Origin of the sequence: Actinoallomurus soli, assembly GCF_024055715.1 — a bacterium.
In the GTDB taxonomy this organism is placed as follows: Bacteria; Actinomycetota; Actinomycetes; order Streptosporangiales; family Streptosporangiaceae; genus Actinoallomurus; species Actinoallomurus soli.
The window spans coordinates 22639-39237 of record NZ_JAMXMV010000026.1; the positions used below are offsets into that span (position 1 = coordinate 22639).

At 71.3% G+C, this 16599-nt stretch carries 16 protein-coding genes; 6 read left to right on the plus strand and 10 right to left on the minus strand.

Going from position 1 to position 16599, the window contains the following annotated elements:
• Nucleotides 1-4: 4 nt before the first annotated feature.
• The 3 genes from NDW01_RS37120 to NDW01_RS37130 are packed head-to-tail and all read right to left on the minus strand — an operon-like array spanning nt 5 to nt 2084.
• Nucleotides 5-1267 (minus strand): hypothetical protein, encoded by a 1263-nt coding sequence (locus tag NDW01_RS37120; RefSeq protein ID WP_252829077.1) that lies wholly within the window; start codon nt 1265-1267, stop codon nt 5-7.
• A complete protein-coding gene (locus NDW01_RS37125) occupies nt 1264-1521 on the minus strand; it encodes a hypothetical protein (RefSeq protein ID WP_252829078.1) in 258 nt (85 codons plus the stop codon). The genes NDW01_RS37120 and NDW01_RS37125 overlap by 4 nt, the downstream gene beginning before the upstream one ends.
• Nucleotides 1518-2084, minus strand: a complete 567-nt coding sequence (locus NDW01_RS37130; RefSeq protein ID WP_252829079.1) for a VOC family protein — start codon at nt 2082-2084, stop codon at nt 1518-1520. The genes NDW01_RS37125 and NDW01_RS37130 overlap by 4 nt, the downstream gene beginning before the upstream one ends.
• 434 nt (nt 2085-2518) lie before the next feature.
• Here NDW01_RS37130 and NDW01_RS37135 point away from each other — a divergent pair, with 434 nt between their 5' ends.
• A complete protein-coding gene (locus tag NDW01_RS37135; protein ID WP_252829080.1) occupies nt 2519-3493 on the plus strand; it encodes an alpha/beta hydrolase in 975 nt (324 codons plus the stop codon).
• A 67-nt stretch (nt 3494-3560) separates the two neighbouring features.
• Entirely contained in the window at nt 3561-4235 is a 675-nt protein-coding gene (locus NDW01_RS37140; RefSeq protein ID WP_252829081.1) for a TetR/AcrR family transcriptional regulator, read from the plus strand.
• On the opposite strand, the gene NDW01_RS37145 is transcribed toward NDW01_RS37140, so the two are convergent.
• Together NDW01_RS37145 and NDW01_RS37150 are read right to left on the minus strand one after the other, a co-directional pair.
• Complete coding sequence (locus tag NDW01_RS37145; protein WP_252829082.1) at nt 4232-6316, minus strand: molybdopterin-containing oxidoreductase family protein; 2085 nt, start codon at nt 6314-6316, stop codon at nt 4232-4234. The genes NDW01_RS37140 and NDW01_RS37145 overlap by 4 nt on opposite strands.
• Nucleotides 6313-6816: a hypothetical protein gene (locus NDW01_RS37150; protein WP_252829083.1), complete on the minus strand. Its 504-nt coding sequence runs from the start codon at nt 6814-6816 to the stop codon at nt 6313-6315. Before NDW01_RS37150 ends, NDW01_RS37145 begins: the two co-directional genes overlap by 4 nt.
• Nucleotides 6817-6960: 144 nt before the next feature.
• Between NDW01_RS37150 and thyX the strand changes: the two genes are divergently transcribed.
• Complete coding sequence (gene thyX / locus NDW01_RS37155) at nt 6961-7680, plus strand: FAD-dependent thymidylate synthase (RefSeq protein ID WP_252829084.1); 720 nt, start codon at nt 6961-6963, stop codon at nt 7678-7680.
• 18 nt (nt 7681-7698) lie between these two features.
• Here the strand turns inward: thyX and NDW01_RS37160 are convergent, their stop codons facing one another.
• Together NDW01_RS37160 and NDW01_RS37165 are read right to left on the minus strand one after the other, a co-directional pair.
• On the minus strand, nt 7699-8466 hold the full coding sequence (locus NDW01_RS37160) for an SDR family NAD(P)-dependent oxidoreductase (RefSeq protein ID WP_252829085.1): 768 nt from the start codon (nt 8464-8466) through the stop codon (nt 7699-7701).
• A gap of 46 nt (nt 8467-8512) precedes the next feature.
• Nucleotides 8513-8908 (minus strand): PaaI family thioesterase, encoded by a 396-nt coding sequence (locus tag NDW01_RS37165; protein WP_252829086.1) that lies wholly within the window; start codon nt 8906-8908, stop codon nt 8513-8515.
• 442 nt (nt 8909-9350) lie between these two features.
• Between NDW01_RS37165 and NDW01_RS37170 the strand changes: the two genes are divergently transcribed.
• Nucleotides 9351-10217: an alpha/beta hydrolase fold domain-containing protein gene (locus NDW01_RS37170; protein ID WP_252829087.1), complete on the plus strand. Its 867-nt coding sequence runs from the start codon at nt 9351-9353 to the stop codon at nt 10215-10217.
• Between the two features lie 102 nt (nt 10218-10319).
• Here NDW01_RS37170 and ggh read toward each other — a convergent pair whose 3' ends face one another.
• Together ggh and NDW01_RS37180 are read right to left on the minus strand one after the other, a co-directional pair.
• Nucleotides 10320-11696 carry a glucosylglycerate hydrolase gene (gene ggh, locus NDW01_RS37175; RefSeq protein ID WP_252829088.1) on the minus strand — a complete coding sequence of 459 codons (1377 nt, stop codon included), beginning with the start codon at nt 11694-11696 and terminating at the stop codon, nt 10320-10322.
• Nucleotides 11697-11921: 225 nt separating this feature from the next.
• Complete coding sequence (locus NDW01_RS37180) at nt 11922-13115, minus strand: ROK family transcriptional regulator (protein WP_252829090.1); 1194 nt, start codon at nt 13113-13115, stop codon at nt 11922-11924.
• A 274-nt stretch (nt 13116-13389) separates the two neighbouring features.
• Here NDW01_RS37180 and NDW01_RS37185 point away from each other — a divergent pair, with 274 nt between their 5' ends.
• Nucleotides 13390-14193 carry a helix-turn-helix transcriptional regulator gene (locus NDW01_RS37185; protein ID WP_252829091.1) on the plus strand — a complete coding sequence of 268 codons (804 nt, stop codon included), beginning with the start codon at nt 13390-13392 and terminating at the stop codon, nt 14191-14193.
• A gap of 61 nt (nt 14194-14254) precedes the next feature.
• On the opposite strand, the gene NDW01_RS37190 is transcribed toward NDW01_RS37185, so the two are convergent.
• On the minus strand, nt 14255-15349 hold the full coding sequence (locus tag NDW01_RS37190; RefSeq protein ID WP_252829092.1) for a globin domain-containing protein: 1095 nt from the start codon (nt 15347-15349) through the stop codon (nt 14255-14257).
• 470 nt (nt 15350-15819) lie between these two features.
• On the opposite strand from NDW01_RS37190, the gene NDW01_RS37195 reads away from it, so the two are divergent.
• Nucleotides 15820-16548, plus strand: coding sequence for a gamma-glutamyl-gamma-aminobutyrate hydrolase family protein (locus NDW01_RS37195; protein ID WP_252829093.1), 729 nt, complete (start codon nt 15820-15822; stop codon nt 16546-16548).
• Nucleotides 16549-16599 lie beyond the last annotated feature (51 nt).

Here is a 16599-nt window from a genome sequence, read left to right on the forward strand (position 1 = left end):
TCCGTCACCTGGTCCTCCGTGGTGGTGCGGTGGCGAAGCGGCCGTCCAGCCAGCGGTCGATGTGGACGGCGGCGGCGGCGTACCCGGTAGGTTCGCCCTCCGTGATGGGCTGGCCGAAGTGCTGGCCCCGGACGACATGACGGATCTTGTCTTCACCGGCCAGGGACTCGAACATCCGGGCGCCGGCGGTGGGGAGTGCGGCTTGGTCGCCGCTGAACTCCAGGTAAAGCGTCGGTAGCCGCACTCCGGCCGCGCACCGCACGAAGTCCGCGTTGGTGTGGTTCGCCGACCAGGTCGACAACCATGCATCGGGAGTGGTCAGCCGGCCGAAGCCCACCAGGCCGTAGTTGGTCAGATCCGGGCGGCGGCCGAACAACGAGCCGTAGTGCCGGTCGTTCGGATCGATCGACAGGTCGACGTAGCAGGGGTCGGCGTCGGTGCGGTACGTGGTGATGACCCTCGGGGCGAGGCCGGTCCGCCGGTCGGCGGGATCCCCGGTGCGGGCGAACCGGGCCCGGGCCTCCGAGGCCTCGGCGGCGAGCTCGACGGCGCGGGCGTCGATCCGGGCGATCCGATTCCTCTGGGCCGCACGGTACGCGCGGAGGAAGCCGACGTTGTAGCGGCTCGGCTCCGGCGGCTCGGCGAACCCGTTCCCCGGCGAGTACATGTCCAGCGAGGGATCCACCGACATGGGGTCCGACTCGTCCATGACGGACGGGTCGATGCAGTGCAGCAGCACCTGTCCCTGGCCCGGGTGCGGCGCGAGGAAGATCGCACCGTCCGGGACGGGCATCCGCGCGCCCGCCAGCGGGATCGGCCGGCCGGCCGGTGTCACGTCCAGCCGCAGCCCCGGCTCCAGGGACGCCTGCTCGATGTAGAAGGCCGACAGCGTTCCGCCGCCGGAGTGACCGAAGGTCAGCACCGTGTCGAACCCGGTGTCCCTGAGGAACACGTGGCCCGCCGCCGCGTCCAGGACCGCCTGCTCGTGGACCAGGGTGAGGTCGTTGTTGGGCGAGCGGGAGCCCTGGGTCCAGACCGAGACGCCGCTGCGCAGGAGCAGCGGGATCATTGGATGGTGGGCCACCGATTGGCGTGGGTGCATGACGGTGACCGCCGTCGCCGCGCCGTCGAGGGAGTACAGCACTCCCTCGATCTGGGCGCCGTCGAAGGTGGTGAGCTGGTGCGTGCTCACCGTGACGCCGAGCGGCATCTCCGCCCTTTGGACGTCCCGGCCCGCGCCGAGCCGGTCCACCGCCGGCGGGCTCATCCACCGGCTCCTGTCGGCTCGACCACCAGCTCTGATTTGTCCCAGCGGCTCACCCGGCCGTCCTTCACCGCGGCGACCGCGCTGTACCAGACGGCGTTGCGACATCCCACGGCATTGCGGTCGATGCGGATCAGACCGGGTGCGGCGACCTCGAGGTAGGGGCCGCGCCGCCGGACGGTCACGTCGGGATCCTTGCCGGCGACCTCGGCCAGCGGGCGGAAGTCGGCGACGTCGAGGACGAACAGCGTGGTCATGCGAACGTCACCGGCTCCGGCTCGCCCGCGTAGCGCTCCGAGATGAGCTTCGCCTTCCGCGCGAAGAACTTCTCCAGGGATGGATCGGGCTCCGCTGCCACCTCCATGAGCGCGTCGACGCTCAGGTTGGCGTCGATGTCGTCCTCGACGGTGATCGCCCGCAGCGGACGGGTGATCTCCATCAGGTATCCGTTGGGATCGGTGACGTAGATCGACTCGACTGTCTCGTGCCGCACCTGCAGCTCGCACGGCCAGTCGCTCGCGTCCAGCCGGCGCCGGTATTCCAGCAGATCGTCCTCGGTGTCGACGTGGATCGCCAGGTGCCGGGCACGGTGGAGCAGATCGGGGATCCCGGTGTCCCGGTAGGGCTCGACTCCGAAGTAGTAGAAGAACGCCAGCCGGTCGCCGCTGCCGATGTCGAAGAAGAAGTGGATGAAGTCCGGGTGGTCCCCGGGTCCCCACCCGAGTGCGCATGTCGCGTGGACGACGGGGAAGCCGAGGATGTCCCGGTAGAAGGTGATGGTGGCCCGCGGATCGAAGGTCGGGAACGCGGCGTGGTCCACGCCTCGCACCGTGTGCGCAAGCACGTCTTGCCCCGGCGATGACATCTGCGTACTCCTCTCGCGACGAACTCGGTGACGGCGAGCGTAGAGCGACACTGTCGTAACCGTCAATATTCTGACGGAGCTGTATCGATAGATCGCGCCGCCGAGAGATGTGAAGGCCCTCGCTCGGCGCTGGGGGCGGTCGCCTCTTGCCGGGCCGGTCTGAAACGAGCCCGATTGACACCACAGAACACTTGCGTCAGTATTACGACGAAACTGTCAGAAACTACCGGTCCGGTCTCTGCGGACCGGTTCCCGACATGGCGTGCCGCCGTCGCAGGCCCTCGCGGCCGAGATCCATCGACGCTGCCGGGTCATCGGTCGAGGCGTCGAGGTCAGCCTTGCTCGGATGGATGGACTGGACGCGTTCGACTGCGAAGGGGCGGCGGCACATGACCACAACGCCGATCGATCTCTCCGTCGACGGACGGAGGATCACCGGCCTCGCGGCCGGTGGCGACGACGCGGAGTCTCCGCTGATCGTGGCGCTTCATGGCGGGGGGTACGGCTCCGGGTACTTCGACGTACCCGGTCATTCCCTGCTCGACCTCGGTGAGGCGACGAGATTCCCCGTGTTCTCGCTCGACCGCCCCGGCTACGGCTGGAGCGACCCGCTTCCCGGCGGTAGGGCGACCTTCGGCGACAGCGCCGAGGTCTTGGACGCCGCGATCGGCGCACTATGGACGGACCATGGCGATGGGCGTCCGGGAGTGGTCCTGCTCTCCCACTCCATCGGCTCGGCCATAGCCGTGCATATCGCCGCACGCCGGCCTCGCTGGCCGCTGCTGGGAATCTCACTACACGGTGTGGGTGATCGGTCTCCCGAGCACATCATCAGTGCCTGGCGTGCCCTCCCCGCGCACGGGCCGGTGGAACTCCCACGCGAACAACGACGCGCTCTGCTGTACGGCCCGGCGGGGACTGTCGACGTCGAGGCCGTGGAAGCGGCGAAGGCATCGGTGGAGCCCATACCTCTTGAGGAGATGCTCGAAATCGTCGGGGCCTGGCCGGAGAACGTGGCAGAGCTCGCAGCCGAGGTCGTCGTTCCCGTGCAGTACACGCTCGCCGAATACGACGGCCTATGGGTCGTCGACGCGAGTCGCGTCGAGACGTTCGCCGGGTATTTCACGTCCGCCCCGTGGGTAGAGGCCAAGCTTCAGGCGGGTGCCGGTCACAACCTCGACCACCATCGCCTCTCTCGCGCCCTCCACCTCAGGCAGCTGGCCTTCGCATGGGAGTGCGCAGCGCGGCCGACCGCCGCCGGTGACTATGATGACCGGCTGACGGGCAGGAACGGCGCGCATGACGGACCGGCATCCCAGGCTCACAGGCGAGGGGTAGGTAGTGACGACCGCGCGGGACTCTAATGCGCAGGGACGGTCCGGTGGCCGCCCGGAGTCACGCCGCGCCGCAGCGCCCCGACGTAAACTCCTCATGAGCGAGATCGTCGAGCAGGCCATCCGCATCTTCGCTGAACGCGGCTACGACGGGACCACCCTGCAGGATGTCGCGGACGCGGTCGGGCTCAGTCGCCCCAACCTCTACAACTATGTCAAGAGCAAGGAAGAATTGCTCGTGGCGATGGTCGAGGCGACGACTGAGAGCGCGGCGAACTCGCTGCGGGAAGTTCGGCGACGCACCGATCTCGACTCGACGCAGAAGCTGCGGATGATCGTCCGCGCCTTGGTCCTGCGCCGTGCCGAGCAACCGGCGCAGTTCCGTGCGCTCGATCGCAGCGACCAGGCGCTGCCTCCGGAGATCGCGAAAAAGCACCTCCAGGGCCGTCGTGCCGTCCTCCAGGAGATCACGAGCGTCATAGAGGAGGGGATCACGGCCGGCCGCTTTCGCCCCGTCGACGCACGCATCACAGCCCTGTCGATCATCGGCATGTGCAACTGGGTGGCATGGTGGTTCCATCCTTCTCCGGATCACCCCGCCGAACCGGTGGCCGAACAGATCGCGGAGAACGCGGTGGCAATGGTGGCTCGAGAGGCCGGGCGCATACCGGATGCGCCGACGCCGCTCGGCGCCGTCGCGCTCCTTCGGCAGGATCTCGACTACCTGACCCGTCTCCTCAACGCACAGGGCGGGCCAGGAGACCTTGATTAGCCATTCGGCCGCCTCCCGAGCTCCAGGCCTGTGGTACTAGAGCCTGTCTCAAGGCCCTGGCGCGGCTCGATCTCGACGCGGTTGTCGTGGAAGACGGCGCCGTGGCCCATGTCGGAGTCGCGCTCGTCGACGGTCGCGTTGACGGTCGCGCCGCCGGTCAACTTCGCCCAGCGGCCCTTCGACGTCGCCGCCACGCCCGGCCGTACGCGGTCGGAGACCTGCGCCACGGCGTCGAACGCGCCACGGGCGTTCGACACCCGGATGGGCGCCCCGTCCGGGATGCCGCGCGCGGCGGCGTCGTCCGGGTGCACGGTGACCGTCGGCGCGCCGGCGCGCCGGCGCAGCTCCGGGTTGTTGCCGAACGTCGTGTTGAGGAAGTGGTGCGGCGCCGCCGAGATGAGCACCAGCCCGTCGCCGGGATCGGCCGGCGGGGTGTACCCGGGCAGCGGGTCGTGCCCGACCCGGGTCGCCCGCACCGAGTAGAACTCCAACCTCCCCGACGTCGTCGGGAACCCGTCGGCGAAGGGCAGGAACGGCCGCGCGACGTTCAGCCGGGCGAACCCCTCCTTCCGCAGCGTCTCGACCGTGATCCCGGCGAGCGACGGGTGCGGGGAGTCGAGGAGCTGCCGCGCCAGATCCTCGTCGGAGTCGTACAGGCTCGGCTCGGTCAGGCCCATCCGGCGCCCCAGGCGTCGGAACGTCTCCGAGGTCGACAGGCACTCCCCGGGCGGCGCGACCGCCGGTTCGTTCCAGACGAGGTACAGGTGGCCGTACCCGGCGATGACGTCCAGGTGCTCGGTCTGCATCGTCGCGGGCAGCACGATGTCGGCGTAGTCGGTCGTGTCGGTGAGGAAGTGCTCCAGCACCACGGTGAACAGGTCCTCGCGTGCCAGGCCCCGGCGTACCTTCGTCTGGTGCGGGTTGCTGCCGACCGGGTTCGCGGCGATGACGAACAGCGCCTTGACCGGCGGGTCGTCGACGTCGAGCAGCCCCTCGCCGAGCCGTGTCATCGTCAGGGAGCGCACCGGGTGCGGCAACAGGTCGATGCGCACCAGCTTCGGCAGGTTCAGCGTGAAATGCCCGCTGGTCGAGTAGCACAGGCCACCGCCGGGCAGCGCCCAGTCGCCGGTCACGCCCGGCAGGCAGGCGAGCGTGCGCAGCGCCATCCCGCCGCCCGCGTGCCGCTGCATGCCCTGCGTGGCGCGGATCGCGGTCGGCCGGGTCCGGGCGATGCGCCGGCCGAGCGCGACGATCCGCTCCTCCGGCAGGCCGGTGATCCGCGCGACGCGGTCGGGCGGGAACTCCTCGATCCGCGCCCGGAACTCCTCCCACCCCAGCGTGTGCCGGTCGATGAAGTCCTGATCGTGCGCGCCGAGCCCCACGATCACGTGCATCAGACCGAGGGCGAGAGCCGCGTCCGTGCCGGGCAACGGGGCCAGGTGCTCGTCGGCCTGCGCGGCCGTGCGCGTGCGCACCGGGTCGATGGCGACGACGTACGCGCCGTCGCGCCGGGCGTCCTGGATGAACTTCCATACGTGGTGGCCGCTGGTCAGCGGGTTGGTGCCCCAGAGGATGATCAGCTTGGAGCGGGCGAAGTCCTCCGGGTCCATGCCGCCGGCCGTGCCGAGCGTGTACTTCAGCCCGGTGCTGCCGGCGATGGAGCAGATCGTCGGTTCGTGGACCGACGCGCCGAGCACGTTGAAGAACCGGCGGCCCGCGAAGCCCTCCAGACCCTGGATGTAGCCGAGGGACCCGGTGCCGTGGAACGGCCAGATCGCCTGCCCGCCGTACGTCTCCAGGACCTCGCCGAGCCGCGAGGCGATCTCGTCGAGGGCCTCGTCCCAGCTGATCCGCTCGAACCGGCCCTCGCCCTTCCGGCCCACGCGGCGCAGCGGATGCAGGATCCGGTCGGGGGCCCTGGTCTGCTCCAGGTAGCGGTTCACCTTGACGCACAGCGCCCCGCGCGTCACCGGGTGCGCGGGGTTGCCGCGCATGCCGACGGCCTCGCCGTCCTCCACGTCGACCACCCAGGAGCAACCGTCCGGGCAGTCCAGCGGGCACGCGCCCCAGATTTTGGTCAAACCTCTCCCTCGAAACGCTCGGCCAGGTAGGCGTCGATGTCGGCGCCGTCGTCGTTGGCGAGGACGTGCCGCAGCCAGGCGCGCCGCTCGAAGTCGGTGACGGCCAGCTCCCTCGCGCTGCCGATGGCCGGTGTCGGATGCGGCCGCATCGCGCCGAGCCGGTTCGGCAGGGCCGAGAATATCCGCTGGTGGATCTCGCTTTCCCCGGCCCACCAGTCGTAGAGGGCGTAGGCGTAGTCCGGGGCGTCGTGGACGATGACGAAGCCGACGCCGTACCGGTCCATGTCGTGCGGCTCCTCGCCGCCGCTGTGCGCCGCCGGCCGCGGCAGCGCGGTCGGAACGAGCAGCTCGGCCGTCCTCACCAGCTCCGGCCGGGGCCGCTCGCCGTTCGCGGCGATGCCGTAGAACTTCAGCCGCCAGCCGGCCGACTCGTGCAGCTTGAGGAAGCCGACCGGCCGGGGTCGATGGGCGCCGGTCCTGGTGATCGTGGTCTGGGTCACGGTTCCTCCTCGGACAGGTGCTCATTCAGTTATACCTGTCATCACCGTCCCGCCCCGACGTCGATTACAGTACGTGGCCGCCGGGCCGTCACCACGGCGGGCTAGAGTGGCGCCCGAGGGCAACGGGCGATTAGGAGGCGACCGGTGGAGGACCAGATCGAGTTCCGCAGCGACGTGACGGTTGAGCTGATCAAGCATGCCGCCTCGGACGCCGATGTCATCTGGGCCGCCCGGGTCTCCACGAAGGGTGAGAACTCCCTCGCCGACGTCCAGGCCGACCCGGAGCGTTCGAAGGGTCTGATCAACTTCCTGATGCGCGACCGGCACGGCACGCCCTTCGAGCACTCGTCGATGACCTTCTACGTGCAGGCGCCGATCTTCGTCTTCCGCGAGTTCATGCGGCACCGCACGTTCAGCTACAACGAGGAGAGCGGGCGGTACCGCGAGCTCCGGCCGGTCTTCTACGTTCCGGGGGCGGAACGGAAGCTCGTCCAGGTGGGCAAGCCCGGGAAGTACGACTTCGTCGAGGGGACTCCCGAGCAGCACAAGCTGGCCGTCGAGGCCACTCAGGAGGCCTGTCGGCAGGCGTACGCCGCGTACCGGGAGATGCTCGACGCGGGCGTCGCCCGGGAGGTGGCGCGGACCGTCCTCCCCGTCGGGCTCTACTCGTCGATGTACGCGACCTGCAACGCCCGGGCCCTGATGAACTTCCTGTCGCTGCGCACCCGACGCGACGACTCGGCCTTCCCGTCGTTCCCGCAGCGGGAGATCGAGATGGTGGCCGAGAAGATGGAAGAGGAGTGGGCGAAGATCATGCCGCTGACCCACGCCGCCTTCGAGGCCAACCGCAGGGTCGCCCCCTGACCACCGCGCGTCCGGGGATCAGAAGAAACGGCGGGCGCTGGGGTGGTCCTGCGCGCCGTCGACGGGGACGTTGGCGCCGTTGATCCCGCTCGCCCGCGGGGACAGCAGGAAGCAGGCGGCGTCGGCGACCTCGTCCAGCGTGACCAGCCGGCCGGCGGGGAAGTCCTCCCGGGCGAAGGCCGCGAGTCGTTCCGGATGCGCCGCGCCGAACTCCGCCCAGCCGCCGCCCTCGAAGTAGGTCGACCCCGGGCTGAGGGCGTTGACCCGGATGCGGCGGCTCGCCAGCTCCTGGGCGAGCGTCGCCGCGAGGTGGATCTCGGCGGCCTTGGCGGAGGCGTAGGAGGACTTCGGGCCCGGCTTCCAGCCGGTGATCGAGGAGACGATCACGACGGAGCCTCCGCCGCGCCGTTCGAAGTGGGGGACGGCGCAGCGGACCGCGTGCGCGGCGTGCAGGACGTTCAGCGCGTAGGTCGCCGCCCAGTCGTCGGGCGTCGAGTCCAGGAGGTCACCGCCCTGCGCGCCACCGGCGTTGGCCACCAGCAGGTCGAGGCCGCCCAGCCGCTCGGCGGCGTCGTCGATCGCCCGGCGCAGTTGGTCGGGATCGGTGACGTCGGCGGCCGTCCCGTACGCGCCGAGCTCCGCCGCCGCCTTCTCCAGGCGTTCGGGGGACCGCGCGCAGACGGCCACCGACGCGCCCTCGGCGATGAGCGAGCGGGCGATCCCGTACCCGATGCCCGACGAGCCACCGGTGATGAACGCCGTCTTTCCCGACAGGCCGAGGTCCACAGGCGTCCCCCCGATCGTCCTTGAGTTCCCGGCAAGCTTAGGACCCTCAGGCGTGGAGCACGGCCTGGGTCTGGGTGGTCTGGGCGACTCTGCGGCCGTCGGTGTCGTACAGGTCGGTCTGGACGACGATGGTGGTCCGGCCCCTGTGCAGGGGGCGGGCCACCGCGCGTACCTCGCCACCCTGTACGCCGCGGAAGAACCGCGTGCTCGTCTCGACCGTGGTGGTGTTCGCGCCCGGCGGCAGGTTGAGGAAGGCGCAGGCGGCGCCGACGCTGTCGGCGAGCGTGACGAGCGCGCCGCCGTGCAGGACGCCGCCGGCGGTGCAGCGCTCCGGCGCCCAGGGGAGCCGGCCGGTGACCTCCTCGGCGGACGCCGACTCGATCACCACTCCGGCGGTGCCGGCGAACGGCATGGCGGCCAGGAGATCGTCAGGAGAGATCATGATGACAGTCTGCCGACGGCCGTAGGCGGGTCCATTACCTCGCGGGTAATCGACGCGCAGGGCGCCGGCCGATTCTTGACGTCCGGTGGGGGTTCTGCGTTCAATGTGCGTCGGTGCCGCACCGCGCGTACGTACGAGAGCCCTGACGAAGGACGACGGGCCAGGCCGCGTACGAGCGGGCGAGCACCGCGAGAGCCCGAAGGGGATGATGCAGGTGGCCGCCTACCGCATGGATCGCGCCTAGCCGCATCCGACGCCGTTCGCGTCGTTCCGTCCCGCGCCTCTGCCCGCGTGCCGGGTCTCGAATGCGTCTCCTCATCGCGTCCGTTCTCCTCGTGGCCGTCGCCTTTCGCCGCCACGTGCCCTTGGCCGGACGGGCGCGTCGTTTCACCGTTCGATCGTCGTTCGTTCTTGCCATGCGGCAACGCAGCGAAGGAGAGCCTTGACCATCAATCGCGTCACCGTCCCCGACACCTTCGACACCGTGCTCACCGCGCTGAGCGGCCTGAGCGCGGGTCCGCCGCCGCTGCCGCCGGGCACCGACACGGCCGGGCCGTTCGCGTTGCCAGTGCCGGGCCGCTGGGCGAACGCCTCGGGCCGCACGCCGCAGGAGGCGGGCGTCGTCCTGTACGTGCACGGCGGTGGCTTCGAGCAGTGCAACCCCGAGCTCGAGAAGCTGATGGCCCACCACCTGTCGAGGGCGACCGGCCGCCCGGTGTTCGGCGTGGACTACTCGCTGGGCCCCGCGCATCCCTTCCCGGTGGCGCGCGACGAGGTGGTCACCGTGTACCGCGCGCTGCTGGCCGAGGGCGTCCCTGCCGAACGGACGGTCCTGTTCGGCGAGTCGGCGGGCGCGACGATCGCGCTGGAGACGCTGCTCACGTTGCGCGCGGAGGGCGTGCCGCTCCCCGGCGCGGTGGTCCCGGTCTCGGCGATCACGGACTTCACGTTGACGAGTCCGTCGATCGACGCTCCGGCGGGCCGGGACGTCATCGGCCGGGAGGTCCTGGAGCGCATCGTCGGCCGGTACCTGAACGGGCGGCCGAACGACCGGGCGCCCCAGTCGCCCATCCACGGCGACCTGGCGGGCCTGCCGCGCATGCTCCTGGTGGCCGGCGGCGACGAGGTCCTGCTGGACGACTCCCGGCGCTACGCGGAGGCGGCGGCCGAGGCGGGCGTCGAGGTCACGCTGGACGTCTACGAGGGAATGCCGCACGCGTTCCACATCGCGGTCCTGCCGGATCCGCAGCTCCCGGTGGGCGCCGTCTTCCTGGAGCGCCTGTCCGCCTGGCTGGAGGAGGGCCGGTAGCGGGAACGCCGTGGCCGGCGGCACGGCTTCCGTCGGCGGCCGTCGTCCGCGCGTACCCGCCCGGGCCCGGGGGACCGGTCGCCGTACGGAGGGCGATCGACGTCAGCGGCCGGCGAGGTCGAGGGCGACCGCGGCGGTCCAGGACTGGGGTCTGCTGCCGAGCGGGTGCGCGGTGAAGGGCTGGTAGTACTCCGCGAACACCCCGTCGGTGAGCTGGTGCAGCGCGGCCTCGCGCAGCCGGTCCGCGGCGTCGTGCTCTCCCGAGCGCTCCAGGCCCCAGACGAGCAGGAGGTTCATCGGCGGCCACTGCGGGCCCCGCCAGTACCGCGCGACGTCGAACTCGGGCGCCGCCGGGCTGGTGCTGGGCGGCAGGGGATAGGCGAGGTCCGGGTTGCCGCACCATGCCGGGGAGTGCAGCAGGTCGACGAGGCGGCGCCGGCGGTCCGTGTCCAGGCCACCGGACAGCAGCGGCGCGAACCCGGCGATGGTCCTCGTGCGCAGCGTCGTGTCGGTGCGCAGGTCCACGTCGGCGGCGAACCCGTCCTCATCGGTCGTGCCGAGCACGCCACGGCGGAAGCGTGCGGCGTAACCGAGCAGCTCGTCGCCGGCGCCCAGGCCGAGCTCGTCGCCGACGCGGGCGAGGTCCTCGTTCGCGGCCGCGAAGATCGCGCTGGCGAACACGTCGGCGACGCGGAAGCTCAGCGACTTGCGGGCCAGCTCGTCGTCGTAGCGCGCCTGTCGCAGCTCCTCGATCAGCCACTGGTACTTGACATAGTCCGCGTCGGTCGGGCGCTGTGACTGCTCGCCCAGGGCCTCCAGGTCGGAGCGGCGGAACGGCCGGAAGTCAGGGTCGGGGACCACGTCGGCGTACGGCACGTCCCAGCGGGGTGAGTTGTCCATCCCGCTCTCCCAGCCGTGGTAGATCATCAGCAGGCCGCGGCCGTCGGCGTCCCGCTGCTCCGCCAGGTACCGGTGCCAGGCGAGCAGCCGCGGCCACAGCGCGCGGACGCGGGTGAGGACGTCGCGCCGCTCGGTGGCGCCGGCGCCGCGGACCGCGTCGAGGATTCGGAGCAGGGCCGACGCGTGCACCGGCGGCTGGATCAGGCCGCTGGTCGCGGCGTGGCCGGGGGCGTGCGGGGAGGTCTCCTGTGCCGCCCAGCGGTCCGGCCCCGGTTCGTACAGTGGGGCGTTCGCGGAGAAGACGATGTGCGGGACCATGCCGTTGCCCCACTGTGCGGCGAACAGCGTCTCGAGCTCCGTCAGCGCTCGGCTCGGCGAGATCCGCGCCAGCCCGACCGCGATGAACGCCGCGTCCCAGCTCCACATGTGCGGGTAGAGCCGGGGCGCGGCCACCGTGAGGGAGCCGCGGTCGTTCGCGCGCAGCACCGCCGCGGCCTGCTCGGCGACCTCCGCGCGGCTCAGTCTCCTGACCACCCAGAGCCGATGGCGGTCGGGGCTCGGTCTGTCGCTGTCGGCCATCTCGCTGTCTCCACACCCAGAAACTTAGTCCGCCATGACGGCGACTTCGTCCACGATCACGGACATAGTCGCACGGACCGATCCTGCGCTCCTCTTCCAGCCCTGGCAAGTAGCCCACGTGTAACCGCTGTGTAACTTCCGTAACGCCGGGGAAACGAGCGCGGCACTCGGCTCGATCGCGAGGTACGAGGCCGGGGATCGACCCTGAGCGGGCGCGGGCGGAGCTCAGCAGCCGGCGCGCAGCGACTCGGCCGCGGCGATCCGGGCGTCGACCGCCGCGGGGGAGAAGACCCGGTCGATGACCATCGAGGCGGCCCCGACCACCCCGGCGCGTCCGCCGAGGCGCCCCTCGCCGATCTGCAGCCCGCGCGTCGAGCGGTACTGCACGCCGCGGAAGACGACCTCGCGGATCTCGCCCACCAGGTGCTCGCCCGCCCCCGCCAGCGATCCGGCGATGATGAGAGAGCCGGGATTCACGACGCTCACGACCACGGCCAGGACCTCCCCGAGAGTGCGCCCGGCCTCCCGCGTGAGGCGGACCGCCTCCGGGTGGCCGGCCAGCGCGAGACGTGCCACGTCGGACGCGTCGCGGACCGCGGGGTCGCCGGCGGCGAGCTCCCGGGCGAGCGCGGCGCCGCTCGCCACCGCGGCGAGGCAGCCGCGCGATCCGCACGAGCACACCACGTCCTCCCGGCCGGGGACCCGCACGTGGCCGATCTCACCCGCCGCTCCGCCGACGCCGCGCAGCACCCGGCCGTCCTCGACGATCCCGGCGCCGATGCCGGTCGCGACCTTGACGAGCAGGACCGGGGGCGTGTCCGGGCCGGCGGCGGTGTACTCGCCGAGCGCCATGACGTTCGCGTCGTTGTCCAGCATGATCGGACCGGGGAACTCCGCGGCCAGTGCGGCCGGGATGTCGTACCGCTCCCATCCCGGGGCGATCGGCGTCTGGACCGTACGGCCCGTGCGAACGTCCACCGGGGCCGGCAGGCCGACGCCGACCCCGCAGACCTCGGCGACCGATCGGCCGCAGTCGGCGAGGAGGTCCCGGAACCGGGACGTCACCCACGCGATGGCCTTCTCCGGGCCCTCGGCGCTGAGCGGCCGTCCGGTCGTCTCGCCGAGCGCCCGGCCGGCGAGGTCCGTGACCGAGACCCGGCCGTGCGTCGCCCCGATGTCGGCGGCGAGCACCACGGCGGACCCCTCGTCGATCTCCAGGAGACTGGGCCTGCGGCCCCCGGTCGAGGCGTCGACGCCTCCCTCGCGGACGTAGCCGGCGCTGACGAGTTGGTCGACACGCTGCGCGACCGTGGACCGGGACAGTCCGGTCAGCTCCATGAGGTCGCGGCGGGTGCGCGCCGCGCCGGCCCGGATGAACTGCAGGAGGTGGCCGGCCGAGGGCGCGCTGACATTCGGCATCCATCGACCCCCTCTCCTCGGCCTGATTTTCCCACGAGGCACGGCCCGTCCGCGCCGCCCGCCCGCCACGCCCCGCGCACGCCATCCCATGCCGCGCCGTCCGCCATGCCGCGTCGTCTGTCGGGCCGCGCCGCTCGCCATCCCGCGCCGCGCCGTCCGGCAGGCACGCCGCCCGCCAGGCCGCGCCTGCGTCCGTCCGGAGGCCTGCGTCATCGCTTTCGTTACCTGCCAGGTAATGGTCGCGGGCGGGAAGGGCCGATAGCGTCTGCTGATCATGGTCACCACAACACCCACCCGCCCCGTCGGCGACCTGCTGCGCGACTGGCGCCGCCGCCGGCGGCTCAGCCAGCTCGAACTGGCCCTCGACGCCGACGTCTCCACCCGTCACCTCAGCTTCGTCGAGACGGGACGCTCCCAGCCGAGCCGCGAGATGGTCCTGCGGCTGGCCGAGCGCCTCGACGTCCCTCTGCGCGAGCGCAACGACCTGCTGATCGCGGCCGGGTACGCGCCGGTGTACTCGCAGCGGTCGATCGACGCCCCCGAGATGGGCCCGGCCCGGATGGCCCTGAACAGGGTCCTGGACGGCCACGAACCGTACCCGGCCCTGGTGGTCGACCGGTTCTGGAACCTGGTGATGGCCAACAACGCCGCCATGCTGTTCCTGGAGGACGTGCCCGCCGAGCTGGTCCGGCCGCCGGTCAACGTCCACCGCCTCGCCCTGCACCCCGAGGGCCTGGCGTCCCGGGTGGTCAACCTGCCGGAGGTGCGGGCGCATCTGATCGCCCGGATGGCGCGTCAGGTGTCGCTCACCGGAGACCCCGAACTCGCCGCGCTGCACGAGGAGACCAAGGCGTACGGCCCGGTCACCGAGGAGGACGCGGTCCATCAGCCGGCCCACGACATCGCACTGCCCACGATCCTGCGGTACGGCGACGGCGTGCTCAGCTTCTTCAGCACGGTGACGACGTTCGGCGCGGCCGCGGACGTCACCCTCGCCGAGCTGGCCGTCGAGGCTTTCTTCCCCGCCGACGACGAGACCGCCGCGGTGCTCCGTCGCCGCGCGGAGTCGGGCGAATAGGGGCTGCCCTCTCCGCCGAGGGTCGCCCTCTCCCCAGGGGCCGTGTTCTCGCGCCGGGGCGTCAGCGGTCCGGGGAGTCGTAGTGGATCCGCCCGGCGGGGACGCCGAGCTCCTGCAGGTTCGTGACCGTTCGGGAGACCATCCCGGCAGGCCCGGAGACGTACACGTCGTGACCGGACCAGTCCCGGAGCCGGTCCAGGACGTCGGACACCGGCCCTCGCACGCCGTCGAAGGCCGGACCCTCCGAGACGACCGGAAGCGGGTGGAACCGCGGGCACCGATCCGCGAGCGCGCGGAGGGCCGGCAGGTCGTACAGTTCCGCGGACGTGCGGGCCCCGAACACCAGGTGGACGTCGCGTCCCTCCCGTGCCCGCAGGACCTCCTCCGCCAGCGCCTTGAGGGGGCCCAGACCGGTGCCGCCCGCCACGCACAGGACGTCGCGGTCGGACTCGGCGTCCAGGACCATGCCGCCGGAGGCGCGCCCGAGCAGCAGCGCGTCACCGACCCGCGTGTGGCGGACGAGCGCGCCGCTGACCCAGCCGGCGGGCAGCGCCCGTACGTGGAAGCGCAGCAGCCCGTCCTCGGTGGGGGCGTTGGCGATCGAGTAGGTGCGCCAGACCCGGGGCCAGCGAGCGGTCTGAACCGAGACGTACTGCCCGGCCCGGTAGGGGAGAGGCTCGGTCGGTCGGACGGCCAGCACCGCGATGTCCGGAGTCCGGCGGTCGTGCTCGACGACCTCCCCGACCCACCAGGGCGGTGTCTGCGCGGCGTCATCCTCAGCGGCCTGAATCATGATCGAGGCGGCGGTGTCGAACATCGCCGTCCAGGCCGCCTCCATCTCCGCCGTCCAGGCCTGGCCGGCGTACGCACGGAGCGTCGCCAGGATCGCCCGGCCCATCGCCTCGTAGTGATCGGGGGCGATTCCGAATTTGCGATGGTCCCGGCCGAGCCGGGTGAGGAAGCGCGTGAAGGTCTCTGGATTGTCCAGGCTTGCGGTGATTTGAGAAAGGGCGTCGAACATTCGATGGCGCTGTGCGGCCATGCTCGAGGGAAAGAGGGTGCGGAGTCGCGGGTTCTCCGCGAAGAGGCGTCCGTAGAAATAGGCGATGCTCTTTTCCGCGTGCGGCTCGATGAGTGCGTAGATCTCCTTGATCACCCTAGGCTTCAGGGATTCCAGTGATTCCACTGCTCGTTCCCGTCGTTCGTTCCGCGCTGCCCCGTACCACGAGTTTCGCATCTCACCAGGGAGAACATCAACCGGTTGGAGGGATCGAATCCCGAGATGTACGAAGAGTAATCAACTGTGGATTTCGCGGGACCGGAGACTAAATGTCGGGGATTTTCGGATACTGATCGGTATCAAACTGGCTGTGGCGCACGCCTGGCTGCATACTGGGAACGGTAGAAGAAATATCTACGAGTTTGAAGGAATCTCTACTTTGGATCGCCCTCGCGTACGCGAGGATGTTCCCGCGACTCCGGGTCCTTCGGGCGTACGGGGCGAGAGTCCCGGGGGCCGGGCGGCCCGGACGCGCGCGACGCGGCGCGCGCGGCGTCACCCGGTGCGGCATGCGCCATGATGGCCCGGACCGGCGAGACACCCGCAGGACTTGGGAGGAGCTCTGGATGGCAGGGTCGACGTACGGCGCGGGGCCCGCCCTCATCGGCATCACCACCGAGCTGGAGCCCGCCCGCTGGAGCGACTGGGTACGAGAGGCCGCGCTGCTGCCCGTCTCCTACCTCCGCGCGATCGAGCGTGTCCGCGCCGTGCCCGTCCTCATCCCGCCGTCGATCCGTGCCGCCGTCGCCGCGCACGTCGAGCGCCTCGACGGACTGGTCATCGCGGGCGGTGCCGACCTCGACCCGAGTCTGTACGGCGAGCCGCCGCACGAGCGCACCGGTCCACCGCAGCCGCACCGGGACGGTTTCGAACTCGCCCTGCTGCGCGCGGCGATCGACGCGGACCTGCCCTTCCTGGCCATCGGACGCGGCATGCAGGCTCTCAACCTGCTCCGGGAGGGCAGCCTGATCCAGCACCTGCCCGACGTCGTCGGCGGAGACGCCCACGCCCCGGCCTCCGGGTGGACGGGCCGGCACCGGGTACAGCTCAGCGCCTCCAGCGCCCTGGGCCGGATCCTCGGCGAGCAGGTGGAGGTGCCGACCCGTCACCACCAGGCGATCAAGCGCCTGGGCAAGGGCCTGGTCGCGGTCGGCTGGGCCGAGGACCAGGTCGTCGAGGCGGTGGAGCTGCAGGGATACCGGTTCGGCATCGGCGTGCAGTGGCATCCGGAGGAGGGGGAGGACCTCCGCCTGTTCGAGGCCTTGGTCCGCGTCGCCTCCGGCGGCCGTCTCTGAGCGGTCCCAGCCCCAGGCCTCCGGCCGACCGCCGGTCCCGGCCGCCGGGAA